Here is a 24,785-nt window from a genome sequence, read left to right on the forward strand (position 1 = left end):
CCGACCCGCGGGGAGTGCGGCCGGTCCCGGCCGCACTCCCCGCACCCCCACAGGAGAACCCCATGCAGACCCGCCCGCTCGGCCGGACCGGCATCCAGGTCAGCGCCTACGCCCTCGGCACGATGATGTTCGGGCCCTACGGCAATCCCGACCCCGACGACTGCGTGCGCATCGTCCACCGCGCCCTCGACGGCGGCATCACCCTCATCGACACCGCCGACGTCTACGGCGGCGACGGCGAGTCCGAGAAGATCGTCGGGAAGGCCCTGCGCGGCCGCCGCGACGACGTCGTCCTGGCCACGAAGTTCAACGGCCCGATGGGGTCCGGCCCCAACGAACGCGGCAGCTCCCGCCGGTGGATCGTGTCCGCCGTCGAAGGATCGCTGCGGCGGCTGGGTGCCGACCACATCGACCTCTACCAGGCCCACCACCCCGACCCCGGCACCGACGTCGAGGAAACCCTCGGCGCGCTGACCGACCTGCTGCGCGCGGGCAAGATCCGCGCGATCGGTCACTCCAACCTGCCCGCGTCGGACATCGTCGAGGCCCAGTGGGTGGCGCAGCGGCGCGGGCTGGCCCGCTTCCGGTCCGAACAGCCGCACTACTCGATCCTCAACCGCGGGATCGAACGCGAGATCCTGCCGGTCTGCGAGCGGCACGGGCTGGGTGTCCTGGTGTGGAGCCCGCTGGCGATGGGCCTGCTCGCCGGGCGCCTGCGCAAGGGCAGCGCGGAAACGGCGTCGGCCGGGCGGCTGCACTGGGCGGGGCGGCACATGACCGACGAACGCAAGCTCGACGCCGTCGAAGCCCTCGCCGGCGTCGCCGATCAGGCCGGGCTGTCGCTGCCCCACCTCGCGCTGGCGTTCGCGACCGCCCACCCCGCGGTCACGTCGGCGATCATCGGCCCGCGCACGCCCGAGCAGCTCGACGACCTGTTCGCGGGAGCGGGCACGCTCCTCGACGACGACGTGCTCGACCGCATCGACGAGATCGTCGCGCCGGGAACGGACGTCGGACCGATCGACGTCGCCTACGTCCCACCGGCACTCGCGCACCCGGAACTCCGCCGCCGCCCGGCGGCGCACCGATCTTGACGTCGGCTCGGCCGGTCAGCGCGCGCCCTGACGGCCGGTCGTCGGGCTCGGACCACCGGAAGACGCAGCGCACCGCGTACCACTCGTCCGCTTCGTCGGTCATGGCCCTGTTTCCCCTTATCACCAAGGGAAAAACCCTAACGCCGCGAGGCCACGACGACCCGCCCAGGGCCGCCGCCGATCCGGCCGGTGGCGATCCTGGGCGTGGTCCCTTACGGAGTCAGGGCTTCTCGAAGTGCTGGTAGTCGATCGGGGTGTCCCAGGAGCCGCCCCAGGTCCAGCCGCGGGTGCTGAACGCCTGCTCGGTGGTGTCGCCCGCGTGGATCATGCCCGGCGCGTTGAGCGTGCGGTCGGCGTAGGGCGCGCCGTTGGGCGGGTAGATCGCGCCGCTGCCGGAGATGTAGGGGTTCTGCACGGTGTTGACGTCGATGGCGCGCCCGTAGGAGTGGTTGGACCACGCGGTGCCGCCGGTGATCGCCCGGCAGTTGAACGCCGAGGTGTTGTTCGCCGCCATCGACGCGTCGTCGTCGGAGCCGTACTTCTCCACGGTTTCCATCCGCTCGATCGGGAACCGGGCGGCGTACAGGTCACCGAAGGCGTAGGCGACTTCGACGGCGCGATCGGCGTTGACGACCAGTTCACCCTGGTGCACCGCACCGTCGAAGCCGAAGAACCGCAAGCTCATCAGCCGCAGCTGATCGGGACCGACGGGGCAGCCCTCGTGCCAGCTGGAAGCGAGCCGCTGCGCGGTGACGGGCCTGATGAAGGCGACGTAGGGCGGAAGGCCACTGGCCACCGGCGTGGCGACTTCGACGGTCTGCACCGTGGCGGCCGACGCCGGCGTGGCACCGGTGAAGACCACGGACAGTAGGAACGTGATGACAGCGAAGACTTTTGTTCTCGGTTTCATGATGCCACCACGCCCGGCCCCGCGGTTCGGCTTAGTCCGAGTCGGATTCGCCACAACCGGGCCGGTTCTCCGGCCCTGGCCCGGGTTTCCCCCGCCGGGTCAGCGCGCACGGACGTCGTGGCCACAAAGGCCGGTGCCCGACTCCGCCTTGGTGCCGAACCAGCGGTGCGCGGCCGCCGACAGGCCTTCGGTGTCGCGCACCCCGCTCGGCGCCGACCAGGCCAGGTAGCCGTCCGGGCGGATCAGGGCGGACGACCAGGGCAGTGGATGGGTCGCCGTCGCGTGGACCACCTCGACGCCCGGCAGGTCCGGCGGACGCGCGCCGTCGTCGAGGACGACGAGCAGCGGGCGGCCCGGCCACAGCAGCTCGGCGATCGTTGTGGTGCGCCCGTTCACCCGCAGCGAGGCGTTGGGGAGGAAGCCGTCGATCTCCTGGTCGCTGATCATGTCGCCGAGGTGGCGGCGGACCGGCTCCAGGCCGAGCAGTTCCGTCACCAGGTCGCGCAGCGGGTCCACCGCGGGGTCCGGGTTCATCAGCGCCAGCTGGGCGCGGGTGTTGTGGACGACCCGCGCGGCCACCGGGTGGCGCTCGGCGTGGTAGGTGTCGAGCAGGCTCTCGTCGGCGCCGCGCAGCACCGCCGCGAGCTTCCAGCCCAGGTTGACCGCGTCCTGCACGCCCAGGTTGAGCCCCTGCCCGCCGACCGGGAAGTGCACGTGGGCGGCGTCGCCCGCCAGCAGGACGCGGCCCCGGCGGTACTCGGTGACCAGCCGGCTGTAGTCGCTGAACCGCGACAGGAACACCGCGTCGGTCATCGGCACCGGCCGGCCGACGATCCGGTCGGCGGTCGCGGACAGTTCGTCCAGGGTCAGCGGCGCCCGCCGGTCCGGGTGCGGTCCGGCGAAGTCGAACGTGATGACGCGGGAGTGGCCGTACGGGTTCGGGTTGCCGACGAACCAGCCGCGTTCGGTGCGGTGCCAGCCCGCCGGCGCGTGCGCGGGATCGAGCAGCCGCACGGCCCCGAGCAGCGCGGCGATCGTGGGCCCGTGGGTCTCGGCGGTGAAGCCCGCGGCCTCCCGCGTGACGCCGCGGGCGCCGTCCGCGCCCACGAGGTAGCGGGCCGAGATCCGGTACTCGCCGCCGGGACCGAGCACGGTCGCGTGCGCGCCGTCCGCGTCCTGGCCGGCGGCGGTGAGCCGGTGTCCTCTGTGGATGGTCGCACCCAGCCGCCGGGCGCGGGCCTCGGCGTGCCGTTCGAGGTCGGCCTGGCTCAGCCCGACGATCGGCGTCCCCTCGGTCGCCGGGCCGCTGATGTCCAGGCCGGGCAGCCCGGCGAAGTGGAACCGGGAGGTGACGCGCGCGCCCGGCGGATGACCGGCGTCCGCGCGCAGGTAGCCGCGGCGCGCCAGCGACTGCACCGTGCGCGCGTGCAGCGTGCCCGCCTTCGGTACGTCCACAGTGGACAAATTCGGTTCCAGGACCGTCGTGCCGACGCCGAGTAGAGCCAGTTCGGCGGCCAGGACCATGCCGACCGGACCGCCGCCGGCGATCAGCACCTCGGTCACGCCACGACCCGGGCGGGCTTGCGCAGCAGGGCCACGATCACCAGCGACAGCACCAGGCAGATCCCGGTCAGCACCCACAGGATGGTGTGGAACGCGTCGTCGTAGCTGCGCACCAGGAAGTCCGTGACCCCGGCCCCGCCACCCGCCGTGCGGGCCGCGGCGGCGAGGTTGCCGGTGGCCAGGTCGCCCGCGACGCGGACCGGGTCAGCCGCGCCGAACGCGGGCAGGCCGGTCGTCAGCGTGCTCCGCAGGATCGCCGCCAGCAGCGCGCCGTAGACGGCGACCGCGATCGCCTCGCTGCCCAGCCGCATCGTGTTCACCACGCCCGCGGCCATCCCGGCCTTCTCGGCGGGGACGGCGTCGAGCGCCTGCCCGTCGACCAGGCCGGTCGAGATGCCCATGCCCGCGCCGATCACCAGCAGCGGCAACACCACGACGCCGACGGAGAACGACGGGCCGAACACCGTCGCCGCCGCGTCGCCGGCGACCAGGCAGGCGAGGCTCACGTAGATCAGCGTCAGCGGGGAAACCCCCCGGGAGACCAGTTTTCCCGCCGCCAGCGGGCAGACGAGCACGCCGGCGGTCAGCAGCACCATCAGCACCCCGGCGAGCGCGGTGGACGTGCCGCCGACCGTGGTGAGGTAGCTCGGCAGGTAGGTCAGCATCGTGACGAACCCGAACGACGCCACGACCGTGACCAGGCTGACGCCGACGAACCGGCGGTCGCGCAGCACCGACAGGTCCAGCATCGGGTGCGCCACGCGGCGCTGCACGGCCGTGAACACCGCCAGCAGCACCACGAACGCGGCGAACGAGCCGAGCACCGCTGTGCTCGTCCAGCCCCACTCCCCGCCCTGCACGATGCCGATCATCAGCGCGAGCATGGCGAGGATGAACAGGCCGGCGCCGGCGAAGTCGACGCTCGCCTGCCGCCGCACGCCGCCGACCGCGCGGAACACCGCGGGCGAGCCGAGCAGCGCGACGGCCAGCACGATCACGTGCAGGCCGAAGATCCACCGCCAGCCCAGGCCCTCGACGATCACGCCGGACAGCGACGGGCCCAGCGCCACCCCGATCCCGGCGACCGCGCCGAACAGCCCGAACGCCCGGGCGCGCTGGGTGCCGGTGAAGATCGTGGACAGGATCGCCCCGCCGGCGGCGAAGATCGCCGCCCCGCCGATGCCGGCGAGCGCGCGCCCGGCGTCGATCAGGTAGATGTTCCCGGCGACGGCGCTGATCACCGAGGCCACCAGGTACAGCGCGGCACCGGCGGCGAACGCCCGCGCCCGGCCGATGATGTCCGCGATCGAGCCCCACGCCAGCGTGAAGCAGGCGAAGGCCAGGTTGAAGGCGTTGACCACCCACTGCAGTCCGGCGACGCCGGAGTCGAGGTCGGCGCCGATCGCGGGCAGGGCGACGGCGGTACCGGAGATCGAGCTCGGTACGACGAACACGGCGAGCAGCACGACGGCGAGCGTGAGCCCGGAACCGCGCACCGCGGGTGGGGTCGCCACGCGGTCCGTGGCGGCGAGGTCGTCGGTTGCACTCATGGGAACGGTCTCCGCGAAGGTAGGATGAGGATGAAAGGTACGTCCGATGTCGTACCTATCGTGACACGTCTCGCTCGCACGGGACAAGAGGGTAGGTACGATGGTCGTAGTACGACGGCACGAGGAGGTGCGATGCCCGACGCCGAAGGCCACCCCGAGCTCGCCGAGATGGAACTGCGGGCGGTGCTCACCGCGCTGGCCGACGACCACCGCCGCTCGGTGGTCGTCACCCTGCTGGGCCAGCCCGAGGACACCGAGCGGACCTGTCAGTCGTTCGGCCTGCCGGTCGGCAAGTCCACGCTGACCCACCACTTCCGCATCCTGCGGGAGGCCGGCCTGATCCGGCAGGTCGACCGCGGCAACAGCCGCAAGGTGCGGCTGCGCCGGGCCGACCTGAAGCACCGCTTCCCCGGCCTGCTGGACCTGCTCGCCACCGAAGGTGCCTGACCGCAGGTCACAACGGGATGTTGCCGTGCTCGCCGCGGCGCCCGTGCGCCCCGGCGAGCAGCCCGGCCACCCGGTGGCGGGTGTGGTCCGGATCGAGCACCTCGTCGACGACGCCGAGGTCCAGCGCCGCGGCCAGCCCGCCCGCGTCCGCCGCGTGTCGCCGGGCCAGGACTTCCTCCACCGCGGCTCGCTCCGGCTCCGGCACCGCGGCCAGCTCACGGCGGTTGAGCAACCGGACCGCGGCCACCGGGGCCATCACCGCCACCTCCGCGGCCGGCCACGCGAGCACGTGGCTCGCCCCGAGACCGCGGCTGTTCATCGCGACGTACGCGCCGCCGTACGCCTTGCCGATGATGACCGTGATCCGCGGGACCGACGCCTCGGCGAAGGCGAACAGCAGCTTCGCCCCGCGCCGCACCGCGCCGTCGCGCTCCTGATCGGTCCCGGGCAGGTACCCGGGCACGTCGACGAGCACGACCAACGGCACTCCGGCGCCGTCGCACATCCGCACGAACCGCGCGGCCTTCTCGGCGGCGGCCGAGTCCAGGAACCCGCCCCCGGCCGCGGGATTGCTGGCCAGGACCCCGACCGTGCCGCCACCGAGCCGCCCGAGCGCCGTGACGACGTTGCCGGCGTACCCGCCGTGCAGCTCCAGCGGCGGGCCGTCCAGCAACCGCGCCACGACCGGGCGCACGTCGTACGCCGTGTCCGGCACCGGCAGCAGGTCCGCGAACCCGCGGTCGCCGGCGAGCGCGGGATCGACCGCGCGGCGATCGGCCAGCAGCCCGGCGAGCAGGCCGGCCTGCCGGTACGCGTCCGCCTCGGACCCGGCCGCGAGGTGGGCGACCCCGCTGCGGCCGGCGTGCTGCGCCGGGCCGCCGAGGCTTTCGGCGTCGATCACCTCACCGGTGACCGACCGGATGACGTCCGGCCCGGTGACGAACAACCGGGCCCGCGGCGCCATGACGATCACGTCGGTCAGCGCGGGTCCGTACGCGGCGCCGCCGGCGGCGGGCCCCAGCACGACGGAGATCTGCGGCACCCGTCCCGACGCCCGCGTCATGATCGCGAACACCCGGGCCGCGGCGTGCAGGCTCACCACGCCGTCCTGCAGCTTCGCCCCGCTGGAGTGCCACAGCCCGACGATCGGCAGCCTGCGCTCCAACGCGTGTTCGTAGGCCTCGACGATGATCTCGCAGTTCGCCGCGCCCATCGCCCCGCCCCGGTCGCGCGGGTCGAGGGCGAACACGACCACCGTGACCCCGCACACCGGCGCGGTGCCCCACAGCCCGCCGCCGTCGGCGCGGCGCTCGGCGAACGCCCCGGCGAACCGCGTCACCCGGACCCGCGGGTCGCGCTCGTCGGCCTCGGCCGGGGAAACGGTCGCCGTCATCGCAGTCCCCACCGGATCAGGCTGTGCCCCATCGACATGCCGCCGCCGAACGCGCTGAAGAGCACCAGCTCGCCGGGCCGGATCGCGCCGGCGCGGTACCCGGCGTCGAGCGCGACCGGGACGCACGCGCTGCCGACGTTGCCGTACCGCTCGAGGGTGCGGTGGGTGACCGCGTGCCCGAGCCCCGCGTGCTCGACCAGCTCGGCCAGCAGCACGCCGTTGGGCTGGTGCGGGACCACGTGGTCCACTTCGGACGGTCGGACGCCCGTGCGGGCGAGCAGGGCGGTGATCGCCGGGGGCACGTGCGCCAGCACGAAATCACGCACCGCGCGGCCCTCCATCTTGAAGAAGTGCCCTGTCCCGGCCACGGTTTCGGCGCTGGCCGGCAGCCGCGTGCCGCCGGCCTCCACCCGGATGAGGTGCTGGTCCTCGCCCCGCGTGGCGAGGTCCGTGGCGAGCAGTCCGCCCTCGGCCGTCTCGCCGAGGACGACGGCACCCGCGCCGTCGCCCAGCAGGACCGCGGTGCGGCGGTCGCCGAAGTCGAGGCAGCGCGAGTACAGGTCCGCGCCGATCACCAGCACGCGGCCGCCCGGGCGCCCCCGCAGCAGGCCGCGCGCGATCTCCAGGGCGTAGACGAACCCGGCGCACACGACGTTGAGGTCGAAGCACGCGGCGTTGCGGGCCCCGATGAGGTTCTGCACGACCGCCGACGTCGGCGGCTGGGGCGAGTCCGGAGTGGACGTCGAGACGATCAGGAAGTCGAGCTCCGCCGCCGCGACACCGGACTGCTCGAGGGCCGCGACCGCCGCGGCCGCGGCCAGGTCGGACGTCGCTTCGTGCGGTGCGGCGTAGCGCCGGTTGAGGATCCGGGTCTTGCGTTCGATCCACTCGGGGTCGACACCGACGCGTTCGGCGACCTCGGCGTTGGAGACCTCTTGCTTGGGCAGGTACGAGCCGGTGCCCAGGATACCGATGGACATCGCGTTCCTTTCGGGTCGGTTACCAGCGCACGGGCAGGGCGGCCGGGCGGCGCAGCACGGTGCCGGTGTCCCACGGCAGCGTGTGCGGGTCGGCGTCGAGCGTCATGCCGGGGAACTCGGCGACGAGCCGCCCGACCAGCGTCGTGATCTCCAGGCGGGCCAGCGCGGCACCCATGCAGTGGTGCATCCCGTAGCCGAACTGCAGGTGCCGCGGACCGCGGCGGCCCGGGTCGATCGTGAGCGGGTCGGGGAACGCCTCGGGATCGCGGTTGGCGGCGAACGCGTCCGCGTAGACCACGCTCCCTTCCGGCACGATCCCTTCGCTCGTCTCGACGTCACGCGTGAGGACGCGGGGGAACGCCGAGATCGTGCCGAGCGGGATCAGCCGGATCAGCTCCTCGCAGACCGGGGTGACGAGCGCGGGCTCGTCGTGCAGCCGGCCCCACAGCCCCGGCGACACCAGCAGCACGTACACCGCTTTTGTCAGCACCGAAAGGATGTTCTGGTCGGCTCCGAGCACCGACCCCAGCAGCAGCGCGACCAGCTCCTCGTCGGTCAGCGGCGGGGTGCTCGCCGACCGCCCGGCCAGCAGGCGGGCGATCAGGCCGCCCTCGCGCACCGGCCGGACCCCGCGCACGAGGTCGGTGACGTACTCGTACAGCCGCCAGAAGTCGGCCAGCAGGCCTTCGACGTCGTCGGCGGGCGCCCGCTGCACGGTGTGCCCGAGCGGGCGGTAGTACTCGCGGTCCGCCAGCGGCAGCCCCAGGAAGACGCTGTTGACGCGGATCGGCACCTCGTCGAGGACGGTCCGGAACAGGTCGGGCCGCTCTTCGGCGCGCAGCGCGGCGAACCGCTCGTCCACGACGGTGCCGAGCACGGGGGTCAGGGCCGCCACGGCCCGGGCGCTGTACTCGGCGTTGGCGACGGTCTTCATCCGCGAGTGGTCGGGCACGTCCAGGTTGAGCAGCATCTCCTTCGGCATGATCGTCGGCAGGAAACTGGGGCCGTCCTCGACGTTGGTGACGCTGCGGGAGCAGGTCGGGTCCGCGAGGACGGCGAAGACGTCGCGGTACCGGGTCAGGTGCGCCGCCACGTGCCCGCTGGGCAGGACGATCCGCGGCACACCGCCCGGCGACGGGTCCGTCTTCGTGTAGTGCGGGGGCGCGTCCAGGTGCGGTACCGCACCGACGGACGCGCGGAAAGCGCTGTCAACAGACATGGTTTTCCCCCAAGTGTGAGAAGAACGACGGGGTTCAGATGATTCCGGGCACCCCGGTGTGCCGGAAGAGTTCCCGGCAGACCTGGACGTTGTCGCGGAAATGAATCGCGAGCCAGCCCGCGTTCCGCGCGGCCGCGCAGTTTTCCGCGACGTCGTCGACGAGCAGGAACGGGCCGGTGGCCGCCGACGTCTTTTCGGCGATCGCGAAGATCTCCGGCTGCGGTTTGCGCGCGCCGATCTCGCACGAATCGACGAGCGCGTCGACCTCGCCGGCGCACCCGACCATCCGTTTCCAGTGCGGTCCCCATTCGAGGACGTTGTTGGTGAGGATGCCCACGGGAACGCCGTTGTCCCGGAGGTGGCGCAGGGTGGCGATCATCAGGTGGTTGGGCTCGATCCCGGCGAACCACTGGGCCCCGAACTCCTCCAGCCGCGCGCGGGAGAGGTCGAGGCCGGGATCGGCCGCCGCGAGGTGGTGGCGCAGCCGCGCGCCCCACTCGGCTTCGGTCCGGACGGCGAGTTCGACGCTCGCCAGCGGCGGCAGGCCGAGCTCGGCGTCGGCCGCGGTCATCGCGGCCCACAGCCGCTCGCGGGAGATGCCGGTGCGGTCGCGGAAGGTGTCGAACAGGACCTGCAGGGGCGGCGAAAGCACACCGCCGAAGTCGAACCAGACGAACATCGCCGCGCCTACCGTTCGCGCCAGGCGAGCGCGGTGAACTCGACCTCGCCGCGGGCGATGGTCGCGTCGTCCTGCCGGACGTCGACCGCGAAGGCGGTCCGCCCCGGCCCCGGCGCGGGCAGCAGCGTGGTGTGCGCGGCGGTCGGCAGCTCGAACTCGCCGAACCGGGTGAACTCCGCGCGGCAGCCGACCAGGGTGAGCCGGGACGGCGCCGACCCGTTCAGCTCGTAGGCGGCCAGCGCACCGGCCTGGCGCAGGGCCTCGAACAGCAGCATCCCCGGAATGTGGTCCAGCGGGTGGTCGAACAGCGCCGGGTGCGAGCGGTCGACCAGCACGTTCGCCGTCAGCGTGTCGCCGGTCGCGGCGAACCGGCCGAGGACCACGTTGGGGTCGAGCAGCCGGCCGACCCGGTGCGCGCGCAGCCGGGTGTCCAGGGAGTGGGCGCGGTCGGGGGCCGCGTCCAGGCCGGCGCGGGCGCGGGTGCGCAGGCCGTCCCACACCGCGGGCGGCATCCACTGGATGGTGATGTCCATCGACCCCGCGACGACGCCGTCGACGCGCAGGGCCACCGCGAGCGCGAGCCCGACGACCACGTCACCGCGGCGCTTGGTGGCGGTCAGCGTGGCGTCCAGCAGCAGGTGCCCGGGCAGCTCGGTGACGGCCAGCGCGTCCGGGTCGCAGATGCGCAGGTCGCTCGTGTTGTAGACGAACTTGTCGGCCGGCGGCGCGCCCAGGTAGCGGTGCGCGACGAAGATGGCGGCCTGCCGGACGGCCTCGGTGAGCAGCAGCGGGTCGTAAACCGGCCGCGACGCGACCTGGTCACTGTAATAACTGTGCACCCGCGGCAACTGCGCGGCCAGCACGAAACGATCGTCGGTTGTTTTCACGGAATCGGTCAGAAACACTTCACAAATTGCGGCACGATGCACCAGGTTCCGCGGAACCGTGGACACAAAAGACAGTTCGACATCCTGATCGACGACAGTCAAGACTCCCCCGGAGCGTTGAACGGGACTCATCCGATGTGGTTTCACGACGATGTGAAGAGAAGCGGCGGGTTCAGTTTCTGCACCCTGGCCTAGGTATGAAAGTTACCGTACCTCAAGCTAGATGGCGACCTCCTGACCTGTCAAGGTCCTTTCCCTGGTGTGGCCCAGGCCACGAAAGCCGTCACCGTGATCGATCCCGCGTGCACCGGTCACCGATTCGGAGCAACCGATCACCGATACCGTTCCGGCCTGGCCGGAATCGGTGTCCACATCGGACAAATCAAGAACCGTGGCATTTCGGTTGGGACCAACGATTGCCGACGGCGGTGTCCGCGATTCCGCGCACTGCGCGCCACCACCAGCGACCACGCAGGGTCAGCTACGGGTCCGGCGTTTCACACGTCCGGTCGCCAAAGCCGCTCAAGCCGCCGGATCGTGGGCTACCGTGCGGATCATGGGCACAGACGACTGGCTGGGCGATGTCCGAACCTCCTACGACACCATCGCCGTCAGCTACGCCGATCAAGTGCGCGACCTCTTGACCGAGCAGCCGTACCTGCGGACGGCTCTCGCGCTGTTCGCCGGCAACGTGCGGGCCGCCGGCGGCGGGCCGGTGGCGGATGTCGGCTGCGGGCCCGGGTATGTCACCGCGCACCTGCACGGACTCGGCGTCGACGCGTTCGGAGTCGACCTCTCCCCCGGGATGATCGACGTGGCCCGGCGCGACCATCCCGGCCTGCGGTTCGAAGTGGGGTCGATGACGGACCTGGCCCTGCCCGACGCCTCGGTGGCCGGCCTGATCGCCTGGTGGTCGTTGGTCCACATTCCCGACGACGAGGTGCCGGCCGTGTTCGGGCACTTCCACCGGGTGCTGCGGCCCGGCGGGCCGCTGCAGCTGGGCTTTCACGTCGGCGACGGGTCACCGTCGGAAACCGAGCACCTTCGGCGGCCGGAGCAGGTAGCGGCCTGGCTGCGTGAGGCCGGTTTCGGGATCGAGGCCCAGTTTCTGCTGCACCCGGACGAGAAGCCGGGCGCGGTTCTCTTCGCTCGCCGCGAGTCTTAGCACTCGGCCGAAGCGAGACTTACAAGCCCAGGTCGCGGCCGACGATCTCCTTCATGATCTCCGTGGTGCCGCCGTAGATGGTGGAGACGCGTGAGTCGAGGTAGTCGTGCGCGATGCGGTATTCGAGCATGTAACCGTATCCGCCGTGCAGCTGCAGGCACCGCCCGACGATGTCGACGTACTGTTCCGTGGTCCAGAACTTCGCCGCCGCGGCGTCCACTGAGGACAGTTCGCCGCGGGAGTGCCGGGCCAGCAGGTCGTCGATGTAGCTGCGGCTCACCCGCACGGCGGTGACCATTTCCGCCAGCTCGAAGCGCGTGTTCTGGAACGAGCCGATCGGCTTGCCGAACGCCGTGCGCTGCTTGACGTAGTCCAGGGTGCGCTCCAGCACGCCCTCCGACGACGCCACGGCGTTGGCGGCGATCGAGATCCGCTCCTGGGGCAGGTTGCGCATCAGGCCGGCGAAGCCCGCCCCCTCCGCGCCGAGCAGGTTGGCGGCGGGCACCCGGACGCCCTGGAAGAACAGCTCGCTGGTGTCCTGGGCGTGCAGGCCGATCTTCTCCAGGTTGCGGCCGCGGGAGAAGCCGGCCCGATCGGCCTCGACGACCAGCAGGCTGAGCCCGCCGTGGCGGTCCGGGCCGGTCCGGACGGCGGTGACGACGAGGTCGGCGTTCTGGCCGTTGGAGATGAAGACCTTGCTGCCGTCGACCACGTAGTCGTCGCCGTCGCGGACGGCGGTGGTGCTGATCCCCGTGAGGTCGCTGCCGGTGCCGGGCTCGGTCATCGCGACCGCGACGACCAGCTCGCCGGCGGCGATGCCGGGCAGCCAGCGGGCTTTCTGCTCGTCGTTCGTCAGGTCGGTGAAGTAGGGCACGACGATGTCGTTGGACAGCGCCACGCAGGCGAGCCCGTCCGACACCGGGTTACGCGAGAACTCCTCGCCGATCACGGCGTTGAAGCGGTAGTCGGTGATCCCGGCCCCGCCGTACTCCTCGGGGATGGAGAAGCCGAGGATCCCGGCGCGGGCGGCCTCCCGGAAGAGCTCGCGGTCGACCTTGCCCGCCGCCCGCCACCGCTCGGCGTGGGGCGCGGCGTGCTTGTCGACGAACGCGCGGACCGTGTCCCGCAGGAGCTCGTGGTCCTGGTCGTAGAGCGACCGCTCGGCCGGGCTGACTGTGGTCACACGAACTCCTTCGACGCCTGCGAACCGGTTCCGGCCGGCGACGGCCTTGCTGACCGGCACCCCGCTTCGATATGTTAACGAGGAATCGCACCCGCACACAAGCTCGAACACGACGTCGTGGCACCAAGTCCAGGCCAGACAGCAGAGATGCACGTAACAGCCTCCAAGGAAGCAGGTATGTAAATGAGCAATCTCAGCAGAAGGAGTGTCTTGTCCCTCGGTGCGGCGCTCGGGCTCGCGGGTGTGGCGAGCACGGCCGCCCCCGCGTGGGCCTGGTCGTCGACGGGGTCGATGGCCGGCACCGGCTCAGGAGCCGACCCGTGGCAGGTCTGGGACGGCCCGGTCGACGGTCTCGTGGCATCGCTGCTCGACAACGGCCAGGTCCCGGCGGTCAACGCCGCGCTGGCGTCGTGGGCGAACAACAACGACCCGGTGCCCAGCAGCCTGCCGGCCGCCCTCGCCGCGCACCTCCAGCAGGCCGCGAACCTGCCCGCCTGGGCCGACCGCGCCAAGCTCCGGCTCGCCGCCGACTTCAACCGGCGCAAGGACACCTACCTGTTCATGCTGTACGGCCTCGGCAGCGGCATCATGAGCACGGTCATCCCGCGGGAGGCCGAGTCGGTCTACTGGTCCGCGGGCGGCGCCAACATGAAGGACCGCGCGGCCAAGACGTTCACGTTCGGCTACGACCTGAGCGAGCTGACCGCCTACGAGCCCACCGGCCAGTTCGTGGTCACCGCCAACAAGACGCGGCTGGTGCACGCCGCGGTGCGCCACCTGCTGCCGCGGTCGGCGCACTGGCAGGCGGCCACGGACACGCCGATCCCGATCAGCAACGGCGACATCCTGGTCACCTTCCACAGCCTGGGCACCTTCGTGCACCGGAAGCTGGTCGAGTGGAAGGTGCCGATGACGGCCGCGGAGGAGGAGGCCTTCCTGCACATGTGGCAGGTCGCCATCCACCTGCTCGGCGTGCGCGACGAGTTCATCCCCAAGACGTGGGCCGACGCGAACGCGCAGTCGGCGTACGCGCTCACGCCGATCCTCGCCCCGACGACCGAGGGCAAGGAACTGGCCAAGGACCTCCTCGGCCTGACCGCGCAGGTCGATTTGGGTGTGACACGCGGATTCCTGAACGAGTTCGTGCGCTACGTGCTCAACGACAAGATCGGCGACTGGCTCTCCCTGCCCCGCGACTACGCGGCGGCCACCCTGGTCCGCACCGGGTGGCCCACCTACATCGCGTTCCGGGAGGGGCTGTTGCCCGTGCTGCCCGTCGGGTTCTACATGTTCGACCAGTTCGTGCGGGCGCTGGCGATGTTGTTCCTCAACAACGGGACGTCACCGACGAGCACCACCATCGTGATCCCCACCGCGAACCGGCCCGGCGCCTGACCGGCGCGCCGGGAGTCCCAGCGCCCCGACGACCAACGCGGTGACGGCGGCGCGGTGGTCCGGGCTGTCCCGCCACCGCAGCCGCCGGCCGGCCTCGACCACCACGCCGAAGCCCGCGTGCACCAGGGCCCGGGCCTGGCGCGGATCGAGGTCCGGGCGGGCCAGCCGCAGTTGCTGCTCCCAGACGGCGATGTGCTCGCGCTGCGCGACGGCCAACGGGCGCTGCAGGGCGGCCGGCAGGCCGGCGACCTCGGCGTCGGCGACGCTGGTGAGGGCGGTGTGCTCGAAGCTGTAGGCCACGTACGTCGCCGCCAGTGCGACGACGGCGTCGTGCGGGCCGGCCACCCCGTGCAGGTTCTGTTCCACCGCTTGGGCCAGCAGCCCCGCGGCCTGCAGGCAGGCCGCGGCCAGGATGTCGGCCTTGGCGGGGAAGTGGCGGTAGATCGTCGACGGGACCAGGCCCGCGGCCTCGGCGATCCGGCCGTTCGTGACGGTGGCGAAGCCGTCCCGTTCGAACAGCGGGACGGCGGCGGCGAGGATCTCCGCGCGCCGGGTGCGCGGCACGGGCAGGACCGGCAGCTCGACGGCGCGCGCGCTCCCGACGGCCGCCGCGGGGCTGGTCGCGGCGACGCGCAAAGCGGCCGCCAGCAGCAGGTCCTCGGCCCGGCGCGGGGCGATCGAGGTGCGGTGCATCGTGACCGACGCGATCGCGCCGAGGGCCGCCGCGGCCCGCAGGTGCTCGTCCGGCAGCGGGTGCTCGCGCCGCACCACCCCGGTCACCCGCGCGACGACGTGCGCGAACTTCGCCCTCAGGACCCGGCGGTCGTCGCGGTCGAGGTAGCGCGCCTCCCACCGGTACAGCCCGCCCGCCGCGCGATGGGCGACGGTGACCCGGGTGACGGCGGCGAGCAGGTCCGCCAAGGCCGCGTCGGGCGGCACCTCGTCGACCGCGGCGACGAGCCGGTCCACCATCACGTTCGCGCACTCGGCGAACAACGCGTACTTGTTCGGGAAGTGCCGGTACAGCGCGGCCGCGGTGATGCCCACCGTGGTGGCGATCTCCTCCATGGACGCGGCGTGGTAACCGCGCTCGCTGAACACCCGGCCCGCCGCTTCGACGATGAGCTGCTTGCGGTTGCGCGGCCGGGTGGCCGCGGGCGACTCGGCGGTCATCGGCGGACCCGGGCGAACGGACGCGGGAGCAGGGCCATGCGTGCCAGTCAATCACGAGCCGGACCGAGGGCCCGGGATCAGCACGGTCGCCCGGCCGCGGGACGGACTGTGGGTGCGCCACCGACGAATCCGGCACCTCGGCGGGATCCGCCACTTCCCATTCGACGGTTTCCGCGGTCGTGACCGCTGCACCGGCCCTCGCCACCGACCGATTTCGGGCTAGATTGGCGGTATGGGGAGATTCGGGGTCGCTCTCGCGGCCGTACTGGTCCTGGCCGGCCCGGCCGCGTGCTCGGCCCCGAAGACCGCCGCCGTGACGTCCGCGCCGGCGACGACCGCCACGACCGCGCGCCCGGCCACGACCCCGCCGGCCACCACGACCCCGGTGGCGCCGCCGTTCACGCCGCTGGTGTCGCCCGCGAAGGTGACGGCCGCGTGCCCGTTCCTCGGCCCCGGCGAAGTGCAGGAGCTGATCGGCACCAGCGAGGACATCATCGCGACCGAGCAGCCGCCGGACCCGACCTACGTACCCGGCACCGAGTTCCGGTGCCGCTACGAAGGCAAGTACCGGACGCCCTGGGTGCTCGACATGTGGATCATCGCGTCGTCCCGGTCCTACACACCCGCCAGGGCGGTCGAAAACAGCAAGCGGGACTGCCGCGGCCCCGCGACCACCCTGCCCGGGATCGGCGAGGGCGCGATCCACTGCCCGCTGGCCGCCGCCGACGGCGTCGCCCTGGTCATGACCGGGAAGCGGAGCCACGGCCAGAACCGGACCGTGACCCTGTACCTGCGCGAGCACCGCACCGACGTCTACACCGCACTGGCGCGGAAGCTCGCCGACCGGCTCTAGAGCGCCGCGCCCAGCTCGGCGACGAGGTCGGCCGGCTCTTCGATGCCGACCGAGAGGCGGACCAGCCCGTCGGTGATCCCGAGAACCGCCAGGTCCTCCGGGGCCAGCGACCGGTGCGTGGTCGTGGCGGGGTGGACGAGTGTCGTCGCGACGTCGGCCAGGCTGGGCGACAGCGGGATCGCCGGCCCGAGGCGGCGGATGAGCTCGTCGACGGCGCGGCGGCCGCCGGCGAGCTCGAAGGACAGCATGCCGCCCGTTCCGCCCGGGTAGAGCCGGGCCGCGGTGGCGGCGTGCGGGTGGCCGGGGTGCGCCGGGTGGTGCACGCGCGTGACCGCCGGGTGCGTGGCGAGGAACTCCGCGACGGCCGTCGCGCCGCGGGTGTGCGCCCGCATCCGCAGCGGGAGGGTCTTCAGCCCGAGCAGGGCCAGCCACGCGTCGAACGGGCCCAGCGTGGCGCCGACGTGGACGATCGACCGGCGGATCCGCGCGACGAGGCCGGCGTCGCCGGCGACGATGCCGCCCATCGCGGCGGAGTGGCCGCCGAGGTACTTGGGGATGCTGTGCCACACCAGGTCGGCGCCGTGGTCGAGCGGCCGGATCAGGGCGGGCGTGGCGAACGTCGAGTCGACGACGAAGGTGGCACCGGCCGCGGCGGCGAGCGCGGCGAGGGCGGGCAGGTCGGGCACCCGCATGGTCGGGTTGGTCAGCGCCTCCACGAGCAGGAGCCCGGTCCGCGGGGTCAGCGCCCGTTCGACGTCGCCGGGGTCGGCGGCGTCGACGAGGGTCGTGGTGATGCCGAGCCGGGGCAGGTCGACCTCGAGCAGGCTGCGGGTGCCGCCGTAGGCGTTGCGGTCGGCGACGACGTGGCCGCCGGCCTCGACGAGGGCGAGCACCGTCCCGGTGAGCGCGGCCATGCCGGACGCGGCGGAGACCGCGTCGGCCGCGCCTTCGAGGTCCGCGACGGCCTCTTCGAGCACCTGGCCGTTGTAGTGCCCGAACCGGTAGTAGACCTGCCCGCGCTCCTCGTCGTCGAGGACCCGGTGCAGCGACGCGAGGTCCGGGTAGGCGTGCACGGTGCTCTGGTGCAGCGCCGGCACCAGGGGCGGGGCCGCGCCGGGCGGGGTGTGGGTGCCCGCTCGCGCGGCGCGGGTCGCCGGGTGCGCGCTGGGGTTCATCGTCACCGTCCACTTCGGATTGTCGCTGCGCCGGGCGGCCGCCCGGCGTCGGGGATCCCGCCGGACCTCGCCGCCGGCTCGCCGGGTGGACGGCGAGCCGGTCGATGAGGTCACGGCGTCAGAAGGTCAGGACCTGGTAACCGGACTCGACCAGTTCCCGGATGCTCGCGACGCCGGGGGTGCCGGGGGCCTGGTTCTGGCCGATCTGCTTGATCTCCTCGGCCTCGATGCCCGCAGTCGCCCCGAAAACGGTCGTGCAGCCGGAGGAGGCCACCGTGGCCACCTGCTTCTTCACCGCCGTGTAGAGCTCGTGCGCGGGGTGGGCCGGGTCGGCCAGCACGGCCGGCCAGCGGGTGCCGGTGCCCTGGAACAGCACCAGGGCCTCCCCGCCCTGCGCGAACTCCCACGCCGTGGCGAGGGCGTCGAACACCCGGCCCAGTGCTTCGTCGGTGCCGGTCGACGGGTCGGACAGCACCACGACCGCGGTCTTACTGCTCATGGAACGTGCTCCTCGGGATCGGATGAGGTGAACGGCTTCATTTTTACCGTACGTTCGGTAATATTCAAAAGTGGCACTCGTCACGCTGCCCGCAGGAGTTTTTTACCGTACGTTCGGTAACAAGTGTGCCATCGTCCATACCGGGGAGGACCATGACCGGACCAACGAACACCGGAACCGAAGCGTCCACCTCGGACTGTGCACAGTGGACACCAGAGTGTTACTCCTTGACGAGCGCGTCCAGATAGGCGTCCATCGCCTGCAGGTTCTTCGACAGGATTGCGAGCCGTTCAGCCATGCGGCTGCGTTCCTGCCGGATCCGACTGACGAAGTCCGGTGCGGGATAACGGGAATCCGCCGCCTCGGCCAGGCAGGGCAGCACGGCCCTGATGATCTCGGTTGTCAGCCCGGCATCCAGCAGGCTACGAATCTGTCGGACCCGCTCGACCTGAGCCTCGTCGTAGTCGCGGTAACCGTTTTGCTGGCGTAGAGGATCGATAAGACCCTGCTCTTCGTAATAACGCAGCAACCGCGCGGAAACGCCGGTCCGCTCGGACAGCGCTTTGATCCTCATCACAACTCCCGGAAAGCCACTAGCCTTCACATCGATGTCAAGGTTGGAGTCTAGCCGAGTCTCCGAACACGGAGGCCCGATTCGAGCCCAGGGCAACACCTTCAACGGCTCTGACCACAAAGGACACTCGTGACCACCTCACCAACGCACGTTCCGACAACCGCGCCCGCGGAACGGCTGCCCCTGCTCCCCTTGATCGCGCTCTTCGTCGCCGGACTGATCACCACCCTCACCGAGGCGCTGCCGGCCGGCGTGTTGCCGCAGATGAGCCAGGCGCTGGAAGTCTCGGAATCCGTCGGCGGTCAGACGGTCACGATCTACGCGGTCGGCACCCTGCTGACGGCGATTCCCGTCACCCTGGCCACCGCCTCGTGGCCGAGACGTCATCTGCTCCTGGCGGCGCTGGCCGGATTCGTGGTCGCCAACCTCGTGACCGCGATTTCCCTCAGCTTCCCCGTCACCATGGGCGCGCGATTCATCGCGGGCGCTTCCTCCGGCATCGTCTGGAGCCTTCTCGGCGGGTACGCATCCCGGCTGGTCGGCCCCGGGCTCAAGGGGCGGGCGATGGCGTTCGCCATGGCCGGTACGCCCGTGGCCCTTTCCCTCGGCGTTCCCGTGGGGGCGTACCTCGGCAAGGCGGTCGGGTGGCAGCTCACGTTCGGCGTCGTCACGGCCCTGACCGGGCTGCTGATCATCTGGACCGTGTGGAGCCTTCCCAACTTCGCCGGGCAAAAGGCCGAGGATCGGGTTCCGCTGCGTCGCATCCTGCGGCTGCACGGCATTCGCACCGTCCTCGCCGTGACGGGCGCGTTCGTACTCGCGCACACCATCCTCTATACCTACATCGCGCCGATCCTCTCCGAAGCCGGACTGCAGGACCAGGTGCAGTGGGTCCTGCTCGACTTCGGCATCGCCTCGATCGTCAGCATCTGGCTCACCGGCGTGCTCATCGACCGGCACCACCGCCGGCTGGTCGTCGTCAGCACCGCACTCTTCGCCGTAGCCGCGGGCGTGCTCGCCGTGGCCGCCTCCAGCCCCGCCGTCGACTACGCCGCGGTCGCGGCGTGGGGACTCGCGTTCGGCGGAGCGGCCACCTTGCTGCAGTCGGCGCTGATGAGGGCCGCGGGCAAGCACGCCGACGCAGCCCAGTCGTCGATGGTGACCACCTGGAACCGGGCATCGGACTGGGCGGCCTGGTCGGCGGCGCGCTGCTCGCCGGTTTCGGCCCCGAGTCGCTCATCATCGCGGCCGTCGTGCTCCTCGTACCGACCGCGCTCGCCGTGCTCCTCGCCCGGACCCACGCGTTCCCGGCGCGGAACCCCGTCTCCGGCCAGTAGCGCCGTCGCTCGCCCGAAATCATCGTCAGCAGGAGATCGTCATGTCAGTTTCGGATCTGTTCGAACCGCTCACCCTCGCCCACGGCCCGGCGATGCGCAATCGCTTCATGCTGGCACCGCTCACCAACCAGCAGAGCGAGCACGACGGTTCCGCGTCCCCCTTCGACCAGGAGTGGATCAGGCAGCTCGCCCGGAGCGACTACGCCTTGATCCAGACGTGCGCCGCCACCGTCGAGGCCGGCGGCATCGCGTTCGAGCGGCAGCTGGGTGTCCACAGCGACGCCCACCTGCCCGGCCTGACCGAGATGGCCACCTCGATCCGGCGGGGCGGTGGCCTGTCCGCGGTGCAGTTGCACCACGCCGGCCATCGCGCTCGCCCCGAACTGGGCGGGCTCCCGGCTCCGGCCTCCGACTCCACGGTGCCGGGTGTCAAAGCGCTGACGACGGAAGAAGTCGAGCGCATCCGCGACAGCTTCGTCGCCGCCGCCGTGCGGGCGGAACGGGCCGGGTTCGACGGCGTCGCCGTCCACGGCGCCTTCGGGTGGATCCTGTCCGAGTTCATGTCACCGCTGCTCAACGACCGCACCGACAAGTACGGCGGCAGCACCGAGAACCGGGCTCGCCTCACCCTCGAGGTGATCGAGGGAATCCGCCGGGCGTGCGGCCCCGGGTTCCAGATCGGCTGGCGGTTGTCGGTCGAGCGGTACGGGCTGCGCCTGGAAGAACTGCGGGACATCACCGCCGAGGTGCTCGACCGCGAGCTGATCGACTACCTCGACCTGGCCCTGTGGGATTCCGCGCAGCTCGTCCAGGAGGGGGCGTTGCGCGGACAGTCCATGCTCGGCGTCTTCACCGATCTTCCCCGGAAGAGCGTGCGCGTGGGGACAGCGGGCAAGATCATGAGCGCCCAGCGCGCCGGGCAGCTGCTGGACGAAGGCTGCGACTTCGTGCTGATCGGCCGGGCCGGCATCCTCCAGCGGGACTTCCCCCGGCAGGTGAAAGCGAACCCGCGGTACGACAGCGCGCAGCTTCCCGTGACGGCACAGTATCTGCGCACCGGCGGGCTGAGCGAGCGCTTCATCAACTACGTCAGCGGCTGGCCGAGCTTCGTCTACTGAGCAGCCGTCCACCCGAAGACCGACCTTAGGATCGTGACCATGAATCCGGCGAAGAACGCTGACATCAACTTCTACTTCGACCCCATCTGCCCGTTCGCGTGGATGACGAGCAAGTGGATCCGGATCGTCCAGGCGCAGCGCGACTACACCGTCGACTGGCGGTTCATCTCCCTGCGCCTGATCAACTCGCACCTCGACTACGACACCCACTTCCCCCCGGAGTACGACGCCCAGCACACCGCGGGCCTGCGGCTGCTGCGCGTCGCGTCGGCGGCCCGCGAGAAGCACGGCCGTGAGGCGATCGGCCCGCTCTACGCGGCCTTCGGCGCGCGCATCCTCGAAGCCGGCCCCGACGAAGGCAAGACCCCCGGCTGGCAAGGCACCCCCGGCCTCGCCGCCGACGCGCTCGCCGAAGCCGGCCTGCCGACGTCGCTCGCCGACGCCCTCGACGACACGACCCGCGACGCCGAGATCCAAGCCGAGTCCGACGAGGCACTGTCCTTGACGGGCAAGGACGTCGGTACGCCGATCGTCCACTTCGAACCGCCCGGGGGTGTCGCCTTCTTCGGGCCGGTGATCAGCCGGCTGCCCGACGAGGACCAGGCCGCGGCGCTGTGGGACCACGTCGTCGGCCTCGCCCGGTTCCCCGGCTTCGCCGAGCTCAAGCGCAGCCTGCGCGAGCGCCCGCAGCTGCCGTCGTTCGGCGTCACGACGGAGGAGACGGGCAAGACCGAGGACTGGCACGCCGGGAGCCGCAGGCTCAAGAAGTAGCACCCTCCGGCTAGTTTACCGAAAGTTCGGTAAACTAGCCGGTATGGCCCGCCCCCCCTCCATCACCGAAGCCGACCTGATCGACCTGCTCGTCAAGGTGTTCCGCGAGAAGGGCGTCGAAGGCACGGCGATCGGCGACCTCTCGGCGGCCACCGGCCTCCAGCGGGCGAGCCTCTACCACCGCTTCCCCGACGGCAAGGAAGGGATGGCGGACGCCGTGCTCACCGAGGTGGGCAAACGGTTCCTCTGGATACTGGCGCCGATGCGCGAGGACCCGGACGTCACCGAGGGCATCACGGAGACCGCGCAACGGCTCGGCCAGTTCTACGGGGCGGGCGCGTTGTCGTGCGTCCTCGACACGATGACCTTGGCCGGCACCCCGGAGCGGCTGCGCGACCACGCCCGGGCGCTGGCCAAGACGTGGATCGACGCGATGGCCGAAGCCGCACAACGCGCGGGCCGCCGCCCGGACGACGCCATGCGTGCCGCCCGAGACGTCTTCCTGCGCATCGAAGGCTCGCTGGTGCTCGCCCGAGTCCTCGGCGACAACGACGCGTTCGCCGAGACGGTGGCCCTCATGCCTAGCCTCCTGGCACCGCCGAAGACACCGACGAAGACGACACCGCGGGACAAGCCGAAGCGGCGCAACGCCTAGGCCGAAGCGGAGCGTTCAGGCCAGCGGACGCCGACGTCGGCCAGTGCCGCGGCGATCCGCTCGTCGTCCACCTCGTCCGCGGCCCACCAGACGTGCCCGTCGGGACGCACGAGCACCGCCGCCGCAGTGGTCCACGGGAGTGGCGCCGCGACGACGTCGATTCCCCGCTTCACCGCGGCCGCGGTGGCCGCCGGGATCGGTGCGGCCGCGTCGACCAGGAGCACCGGCCACGGCTGTGCGACCGGCACGCGTGTGCCGGTCAGCGGGTGGCCGCCGGCCGGGTAGGCGACGTCCAGGGCGGACAGTTTGCGGGCCAGCGCCAGCGAAAGCTCGGGCACCTCGGCGATGAGCCCGCTCAGCACCGCCCGCAGGGCCATCCCGTCCGGGGTGGTGGCGGTGATGAGCGCCGACTGGCCCTGGGTGTGCTGGACCAGCTGTTCCCCGACCGGGTGACGCTCGTCGTGGTAGGCGTCCAGCAGCGCCGGGTCCGCGTCGCCCCGGGCGACCGCCGCCAGGCGCCAGCCGAGGTTCATCGCGTCCTGGACGCCGACGTTGAGGCCCACTCCCCCGGCCGGCAGGTGCCGGTGCGCCGCGTCGCCGGCGAGCAGCACCCGGCCGTGGCGGTAGCGTTCCGCCAGCTTCGCGGCATCGCCGAACCGGGTGAGCCAGCTGGGGTCGTGCATCCCGAAATCGCTCCCGGCGACGCGGATCGTGGCCTCGCGCAGGGCTTCCAGGGTCAACGGGCCGGCTTCGTGGCCGGTCACCTTGTCCACCCCGGAGATCCGGTAGCGGCCGTCGCGCAGGGGCACCGACAGCAGCGCGCCGTGCTCGTTGTGGGCGCTGCGCACCGGTTCCGACGTCACCCGGACCTCGCCGAGGTAGCTGTAGAACGTCGTTTCGGTCCCAGGGAAGGCGATCCCGGCCGCGGTGCGCACCACGCTGCCGACGCCGTCGGCTCCGACGACGTAGTGCGCGAGGCGCGTGTACGGACCGTCCGGTCCGGACACTTCCAGCCGGACGCCGTCCTCGTCCTGCGTCAGGTCCGTGACGCGGTGGCCACGCAGGATCCGCGCCCCCGCCGCGAGCACGTGCTCTTCGAGCAGCTCCTCGGTGCGGCGCTGGGGCAGGGCGAGCATGAACGGGTAGGGCGTGTCGAGCACGGAGAGGTCGATCGGGGTGTCCAGCATGCCGAAGTGCCACCGCGGGATGGGCGTTCCCTCGGCCAGGAACCGCTCGGCGAGCCCGCGCGTCGCCAGCACCTCCAGGGTGCGCGGGTGCACGCCCAGCGCCTTGGAGTGCGGGCTGCGCCCGGCGGCCCGTTCCAGGACCACGGCCGGCACGCCGCCCAGGCCCAGCTCCGCTGCCGTCCACAGGCCCACCGGCCCCGCTCCGACGACCACGACGTCGTCACGCACCGGTTCAGTTGACTGGAGTCTCCCCATATTCATAGTAACGATCATACTCTCAATGTAGGGAGGTAGCATCGGCCCATGGCTGCACGTGACTACCGGTCGTCGGTGCGGGAGCGGCACGCCCAGGACACCCGCCGGACGATCCTCGACGCGGCCGCCGCGTTGTTCGCCGAGCGGGGGTACGCCCGCACGAGCGTCGCCGCCGTCGCGGAGGCCGCCGGGGTGGCGGTGAACACCGTCTACACCAGCGTGGGCGGCAAGCCGGCCCTGGTGACCGCGCTGACCGAGGACGGCGCCCGCGACGAGGAAGCCGTCGAAGCGGCGCGGGCGGTCACCGGGTGCGCCGACGTCCGCGCGGTGGTGCGGCTGGTGGCCGAGGGCACCGGCTCGGTGCAACGGCGCCGGCAGCGGATCCTCGCGATCCTGCTGGACAACCGCACGGCCGACCGGGACGTCGCCGCCGCGGCCGACCTGGCGGTGCGCGCCACCCGGGCGCGTCTCGACGTCGCCGCGGGACGTCTCGTCGAGATCGGCGGCCTGCGCGCGGGGCTGGACCGGACCCGCGTCGGGCAGATCCTGTGGTTCTACTTCGGGTTCGAGTCGTGGCGCACCATGTGGAGCTTCGGCTGGGGCCTGGAGCAGGCGGCCGGCTGGCTGGCCGGGCAAGCGGAGTCGGCGCTGCGGGACGACCGGCAAGATCACGAAGCGGTGTGACCCGTTCACCCGTTTGCGCCCGCGTTGTACGTTGTCGAC

At 71.9% G+C, this 24,785-nt stretch carries 24 protein-coding genes and 1 pseudogene; 11 read left to right on the forward strand and 14 right to left on the reverse strand.

The genetic code is table 11. From position 1 onward, the window contains the following. Positions 1-62: 62 nt before the first annotated feature. Positions 63-1,094: an aldo/keto reductase gene (locus OG439_RS18985; protein ID WP_326950685.1), complete on the forward strand. Its 1,032-nt coding sequence runs from the start codon at positions 63-65 to the stop codon at positions 1,092-1,094. Between the two features lie 220 nt (positions 1,095-1,314). On the opposite strand, the gene OG439_RS18990 is transcribed toward OG439_RS18985, so the two are convergent. The 3 genes from OG439_RS18990 to OG439_RS19000 form a co-directional block, all read right to left on the reverse strand. After that, positions 1,315-2,004 carry a M15 family metallopeptidase gene (locus tag OG439_RS18990; RefSeq protein WP_326950686.1) on the reverse strand — a complete coding sequence of 230 codons (690 nt, stop codon included), beginning with the start codon at positions 2,002-2,004 and terminating at the stop codon, positions 1,315-1,317. Between the two features lie 99 nt (positions 2,005-2,103). Further along, complete coding sequence (locus tag OG439_RS18995; RefSeq protein ID WP_326950687.1) at positions 2,104-3,567, reverse strand: FAD-dependent monooxygenase; 1,464 nt, start codon at positions 3,565-3,567, stop codon at positions 2,104-2,106. Then, positions 3,564-5,117, reverse strand: coding sequence for an MFS transporter (locus OG439_RS19000; protein ID WP_326950688.1), 1,554 nt, complete (start codon positions 5,115-5,117; stop codon positions 3,564-3,566). Before OG439_RS19000 ends, OG439_RS18995 begins: the two co-directional genes overlap by 4 nt. Before the next feature lie 132 nt (positions 5,118-5,249). Here OG439_RS19000 and OG439_RS19005 point away from each other — a divergent pair, with 132 nt between their 5' ends. Further along, on the forward strand, positions 5,250-5,564 hold the full coding sequence (locus OG439_RS19005) for an ArsR/SmtB family transcription factor (protein ID WP_326950689.1): 315 nt from the start codon (positions 5,250-5,252) through the stop codon (positions 5,562-5,564). 7 nt (positions 5,565-5,571) lie between these two features. On the opposite strand, the gene OG439_RS19010 is transcribed toward OG439_RS19005, so the two are convergent. From OG439_RS19010 to OG439_RS19030, 5 genes are read right to left on the reverse strand one after another with little or no spacing between them, the layout of a single operon-like run. Beyond that, a complete protein-coding gene (locus OG439_RS19010) occupies positions 5,572-6,969 on the reverse strand; it encodes a carboxyl transferase domain-containing protein (RefSeq protein WP_326950690.1) in 1,398 nt (465 codons plus the stop codon). Next, on the reverse strand, positions 6,954-7,937 hold the full coding sequence (locus OG439_RS19015; RefSeq protein WP_326950691.1) for a 3-oxoacyl-ACP synthase III family protein: 984 nt from the start codon (positions 7,935-7,937) through the stop codon (positions 6,954-6,956). Before OG439_RS19015 ends, OG439_RS19010 begins: the two co-directional genes overlap by 16 nt. Before the next feature lie 19 nt (positions 7,938-7,956). Then, positions 7,957-9,156, reverse strand: coding sequence for a cytochrome P450 (locus OG439_RS19020; RefSeq protein WP_326950692.1), 1,200 nt, complete (start codon positions 9,154-9,156; stop codon positions 7,957-7,959). 34 nt (positions 9,157-9,190) lie between these two features. Then, the gene (locus OG439_RS19025) at positions 9,191-9,835 is read right to left on the reverse strand and encodes an HAD-IA family hydrolase (protein WP_326950693.1); all 645 of its coding nucleotides are present in this window, start codon (positions 9,833-9,835) and stop codon (positions 9,191-9,193) included. A gap of 8 nt (positions 9,836-9,843) precedes the next feature. Continuing rightward, the gene (locus OG439_RS19030; RefSeq protein WP_326950694.1) at positions 9,844-10,854 is read right to left on the reverse strand and encodes a ScbA/BarX family gamma-butyrolactone biosynthesis protein; all 1,011 of its coding nucleotides are present in this window, start codon (positions 10,852-10,854) and stop codon (positions 9,844-9,846) included. Positions 10,855-11,278: 424 nt separating this feature from the next. On the opposite strand from OG439_RS19030, the gene OG439_RS19035 reads away from it, so the two are divergent. Beyond that, entirely contained in the window at positions 11,279-11,887 is a 609-nt protein-coding gene (locus OG439_RS19035) for a class I SAM-dependent DNA methyltransferase (protein WP_326950695.1), read from the forward strand. Positions 11,888-11,906: 19 nt separating this feature from the next. On the opposite strand, the gene OG439_RS19040 is transcribed toward OG439_RS19035, so the two are convergent. Continuing rightward, positions 11,907-13,070, reverse strand: a complete 1,164-nt coding sequence (locus tag OG439_RS19040) for an acyl-CoA dehydrogenase family protein (RefSeq protein ID WP_326950696.1) — start codon at positions 13,068-13,070, stop codon at positions 11,907-11,909. A 183-nt stretch (positions 13,071-13,253) separates the two neighbouring features. Between OG439_RS19040 and OG439_RS19045 the strand changes: the two genes are divergently transcribed. Continuing rightward, positions 13,254-14,465 (forward strand): oxygenase MpaB family protein, encoded by a 1,212-nt coding sequence (locus tag OG439_RS19045; RefSeq protein WP_326950697.1) that lies wholly within the window; start codon positions 13,254-13,256, stop codon positions 14,463-14,465. On the opposite strand, the gene OG439_RS19050 is transcribed toward OG439_RS19045, so the two are convergent. Next, positions 14,412-15,638, reverse strand: a complete 1,227-nt coding sequence (locus OG439_RS19050) for a TetR/AcrR family transcriptional regulator (RefSeq protein ID WP_326950698.1) — start codon at positions 15,636-15,638, stop codon at positions 14,412-14,414. The two genes, OG439_RS19045 and OG439_RS19050, sit on opposite strands and share 54 nt — an antisense overlap. 232 nt (positions 15,639-15,870) lie before the next feature. Between OG439_RS19050 and OG439_RS19055 the strand changes: the two genes are divergently transcribed. After that, entirely contained in the window at positions 15,871-16,491 is a 621-nt protein-coding gene (locus OG439_RS19055; RefSeq protein ID WP_326950699.1) for a hypothetical protein, read from the forward strand. On the opposite strand, the gene OG439_RS19060 is transcribed toward OG439_RS19055, so the two are convergent. The 3 genes from OG439_RS19060 to OG439_RS19070 all read right to left on the reverse strand — a co-directional run bounded on the left by OG439_RS19060 (position 16,488) and on the right by OG439_RS19070 (position 18,739). Then, positions 16,488-17,780, reverse strand: a complete 1,293-nt coding sequence (locus tag OG439_RS19060) for a trans-sulfuration enzyme family protein (RefSeq protein ID WP_326950700.1) — start codon at positions 17,778-17,780, stop codon at positions 16,488-16,490. The genes OG439_RS19055 and OG439_RS19060 overlap by 4 nt on opposite strands. A 4-nt stretch (positions 17,781-17,784) precedes the next feature. Continuing rightward, positions 17,785-18,165 carry a hypothetical protein gene (locus OG439_RS19065; protein ID WP_247053000.1) on the reverse strand — a complete coding sequence of 127 codons (381 nt, stop codon included), beginning with the start codon at positions 18,163-18,165 and terminating at the stop codon, positions 17,785-17,787. Positions 18,166-18,385: 220 nt separating this feature from the next. Beyond that, a complete protein-coding gene (locus OG439_RS19070) occupies positions 18,386-18,739 on the reverse strand; it encodes a MerR family transcriptional regulator (RefSeq protein ID WP_326950701.1) in 354 nt (117 codons plus the stop codon). Between the two features lie 252 nt (positions 18,740-18,991). Between OG439_RS19070 and OG439_RS19075 the strand changes: the two are divergent. The 5 genes and pseudogenes from OG439_RS19075 to OG439_RS19095 all read left to right on the forward strand — a co-directional run. Then, a pseudogene (locus OG439_RS19075) lies at positions 18,992-19,852 on the forward strand (MFS transporter); the annotation flags it as partial. After that, positions 19,804-20,076, forward strand: coding sequence for a hypothetical protein (locus tag OG439_RS19080; RefSeq protein WP_326950702.1), 273 nt, complete (start codon positions 19,804-19,806; stop codon positions 20,074-20,076). The pseudogene OG439_RS19075 and the gene OG439_RS19080, both read left to right, overlap by 49 nt. Before the next feature lie 41 nt (positions 20,077-20,117). After that, on the forward strand, positions 20,118-21,194 hold the full coding sequence (locus OG439_RS19085) for an NADH:flavin oxidoreductase (RefSeq protein WP_326950703.1): 1,077 nt from the start codon (positions 20,118-20,120) through the stop codon (positions 21,192-21,194). 39 nt (positions 21,195-21,233) lie between these two features. Beyond that, the gene (locus tag OG439_RS19090; protein ID WP_326950704.1) at positions 21,234-21,965 is read left to right on the forward strand and encodes a mycothiol-dependent nitroreductase Rv2466c family protein; all 732 of its coding nucleotides are present in this window, start codon (positions 21,234-21,236) and stop codon (positions 21,963-21,965) included. Positions 21,966-22,008: 43 nt separating this feature from the next. Beyond that, positions 22,009-22,620 (forward strand): TetR/AcrR family transcriptional regulator, encoded by a 612-nt coding sequence (locus OG439_RS19095; RefSeq protein WP_326950705.1) that lies wholly within the window; start codon positions 22,009-22,011, stop codon positions 22,618-22,620. Here the strand turns inward: OG439_RS19095 and OG439_RS19100 are convergent. Further along, the gene (locus OG439_RS19100) at positions 22,617-24,035 is read right to left on the reverse strand and encodes an FAD-dependent monooxygenase (protein WP_326950706.1); all 1,419 of its coding nucleotides are present in this window, start codon (positions 24,033-24,035) and stop codon (positions 22,617-22,619) included. The genes OG439_RS19095 and OG439_RS19100 overlap by 4 nt on opposite strands. 75 nt (positions 24,036-24,110) lie before the next feature. On the opposite strand from OG439_RS19100, the gene OG439_RS19105 reads away from it, so the two are divergent. Next, positions 24,111-24,746: a TetR/AcrR family transcriptional regulator gene (locus tag OG439_RS19105; protein WP_326950707.1), complete on the forward strand. Its 636-nt coding sequence runs from the start codon at positions 24,111-24,113 to the stop codon at positions 24,744-24,746. The last annotated feature ends 39 nt before the right edge of the window (positions 24,747-24,785 follow it).

This window comes from Amycolatopsis sp. NBC_01307 (assembly GCF_035975215.1).
Lineage (GTDB): Bacteria > Actinomycetota > Actinomycetes > Mycobacteriales > Pseudonocardiaceae > Amycolatopsis.